This window comes from Thermococcus sp. (genome assembly GCF_027063845.1).
In the GTDB taxonomy this organism is placed as follows: Archaea; Methanobacteriota_B; Thermococci; order Thermococcales; family Thermococcaceae; genus Thermococcus.
In genome coordinates this window covers 1-2,188 of sequence record NZ_JAMOQU010000005.1, presented here as the reverse complement: position 1 = coordinate 2,188, position 2,188 = coordinate 1, and the positions used below count along the sequence as shown (strand labels likewise).

The following is a 2,188-nucleotide window of genomic DNA, read 5'->3' as shown; positions in this document are numbered from 1 at the left end:
GCAATCAGTATTTTCTCACGCGCATCCTTCCAGTTCTCTGCTTCGACTTCTACCTCAAATGAGTCGTCCATTCTGTCGTAAACACTGTCCCCGTACTCCATCATTGCATCATCCAAATCCCACCACTCCCCCTCAACCAGTACGATGTGAAACTTATACCTCCGAGCCACGCCCCGTCACCTCCTCAGAACATATGCCAACCCCAATCGAGGAGAGTTCCCCCGTTTGCAATTATCTCATTGCAGGTCCTCGTGACCCACGCTATTATCTCGTCCATTTTGTCCGTGTGCTCCTGCTCGACCCTTTCCTGCTTTCCATTCCACCAAACAACCCATCCTTCCCACAAAATGCACGGGACCCTGGCCCTCGTGGCGCGCTTTGTCTTCCTCTTTCTCACTTTTACCCACGCAGTCAGGTCCTGACGCTTCACATCCTTCTCACCCTCCATACCATAACGAAACCACCAATCATAATACTCAGCAGAGACATTCACGCCCCGTCACCTCCCTTCTAACATCTGCGGAATCTTCCTCGGCAAGGCTGAAGGATTCACAAGCTCCACCTGAGCCCACGGAACTACAGCATAGAGGTCCCTCGCGAGCCCCTCCTTCAAACGAGCATAACGAACGCCCACACTCCCAACTTTCCACAACGCAACCTTCTTCCACGCAATGTTCACCATGTAGAACAGCGGAAGCCCGTAAGACTCTGAGAACAGCTCCAGCGCCCTGTACTGCATGCCATTCACCGGAATCCCTTCCTCTTCCATCGTCCGCTCACTCTTCCACTTCAACTCGAAAGCCCCGAGGGGCCTAATTCCCCTGAACCTGCCGTCCTGCTCCAGGATTTTGAAAGCGACTGAGTCAATGTCATACATAATGAGCCCGCGCGGGTAGGCCAGCTTCATGACTGCCGAGAGGTTAAGCCTGTTCTCAAAGTCCCTCAACTGGCGTCTGAGTTCTTCAGCAAGATAAGGGTCATGAGGTTGGACTTCCTCGTCAATGAAGCGGAAGACTCTTGCAAGGCCCTTTACAGGCTTTGGCTTTGAAAAATTGCGAGCGTGGCGGGCGAGGACTTGTTTCCTCATCACTCAATCCCTCCCCTGAGACAAATGTCTTTGAACTCGCAGTACTTGCACTGCCAGCTTTCCTCGCGCTCTGGCGGTTTCATCTCTCTGAGTGCCGTCCAAAGCTTCATGGCACGCTCCTCAAGCTCCTTGACGACCTCATAGGCCCTGGAAGTGTCGATGAGGAAAATCTTGACACCCCCAAGCCAAACATAGATTAGGCTGGCCTTGGGAGTGTTGTTCACCCAAGCATAGAAGAGGACCTGCTTCACGTGCTCCTCCTTCGGACCGTCGCGGACGGCGTATTCATTGCTGATTGTCTTCAGGTCATAAACCGTATCCTCATAGATAAAGTCAATCTTGCCCGCTATTACCGGCCCATTGGGAATACGGTGAGTTATGCGAACCTGGTTTTTCGGGAACAATCCTGTCCACAGCTCGTCAAAGACTACTCCTCTGTACAGCCACCACCGGTTCTTAAGCTCTTTTTCGACATTTTCTCCATTCTTCTCGGCCATGCGCCTGTAGTAGGACTTGCGGAGGCAGTAGAGGAGCTCGGTAACGTGAACCTCGCCGTCTCGATGAGTGTACTCGCTTGAAGTTATTTCCTCAATGTGACGTTTAATGGGTTCTGGAAGCTCGTTAACGTCATCTGAGACTGAAATAATGAGGGAATCAAGGTTCAAGCTCTCACCTCCTCATTAGGCGTAATCACGATTTCCTCAACCTCGAGCTGTTCAGGCTCCTCGGGCGCTTCTTCATAGCGGAGGACCTTGATGACCCTCTCGCGCTTGTCCCACCAGGCTTTTCCAAGCTTCTCCAGCTCACTTATGAGGGCCTTGTACTCCTCACGAGAAATCCGCTTCCTCAGCTTCACCTTGTAGACTTTCCCGTCCACATAAACTCTCGAGGGGGCCGGCGCGTCCTCGAGGATGGCTTCAAGGCGCTCGAGCTCGAGGACGTTTGTGGCATTCTCAGGCAGGTCGTCATCGTCAATGAGCACTTGCACCTTCAGCGCGTTGAAGTCCTCGATGGCTTCCTTCCACTTGGCTTGAACTTCCTCGGAAAGGCGGAGGTGCTTCACCGCAGGAACAAAGCTCATGAAATCACCTCCGCGAGGGT

At 52.7% G+C, this 2,188-nt stretch carries 4 protein-coding genes; all 4 read right to left on the bottom strand.

The window, feature by feature from the left end; translation table 11 throughout:
- Window positions 1–184: 184 nt before the first annotated feature.
- Genes MVO87_RS00275 through MVO87_RS00260 form a run of 4 tightly spaced genes read right to left on the bottom strand, consistent with a single transcriptional unit; the run spans window position 185 to window position 2,168 of the window.
- Window positions 185–448, bottom strand: coding sequence for a hypothetical protein (locus MVO87_RS00275; RefSeq protein ID WP_297551789.1), 264 nt, complete (start codon window positions 446–448; stop codon window positions 185–187).
- Window positions 449–499: 51 nt separating this feature from the next.
- Window positions 500–1,090 (bottom strand): hypothetical protein, encoded by a 591-nt coding sequence (locus MVO87_RS00270; RefSeq protein WP_297551787.1) that lies wholly within the window; start codon window positions 1,088–1,090, stop codon window positions 500–502.
- On the bottom strand, window positions 1,087–1,752 hold the full coding sequence (locus tag MVO87_RS00265) for a PD-(D/E)XK nuclease family protein (protein WP_297551785.1): 666 nt from the start codon (window positions 1,750–1,752) through the stop codon (window positions 1,087–1,089). The genes MVO87_RS00270 and MVO87_RS00265 overlap by 4 nt, the downstream gene beginning before the upstream one ends.
- Window positions 1,749–2,168, bottom strand: a complete 420-nt coding sequence (locus tag MVO87_RS00260) for a hypothetical protein (protein ID WP_297513395.1) — start codon at window positions 2,166–2,168, stop codon at window positions 1,749–1,751. Before MVO87_RS00260 ends, MVO87_RS00265 begins: the two co-directional genes overlap by 4 nt.
- Window positions 2,169–2,188: the final 20 nt, after the last annotated feature.

Bases quoted from the DNA above. Each gene is read 5' to 3' on its own strand.
- MVO87_RS00275 (WP_297551789.1), bottom strand. From the start codon at position 448: ATGGAGGGTGAGAAGGATGTGAAGCGTCAGGACCTGACTGCGTGGGTA.
- MVO87_RS00260 (WP_297513395.1), bottom strand. From the start codon at position 2,168: ATGAGCTTTGTTCCTGCGGTGAAGCACCTCCGCCTTTCCGAGGAAGTT.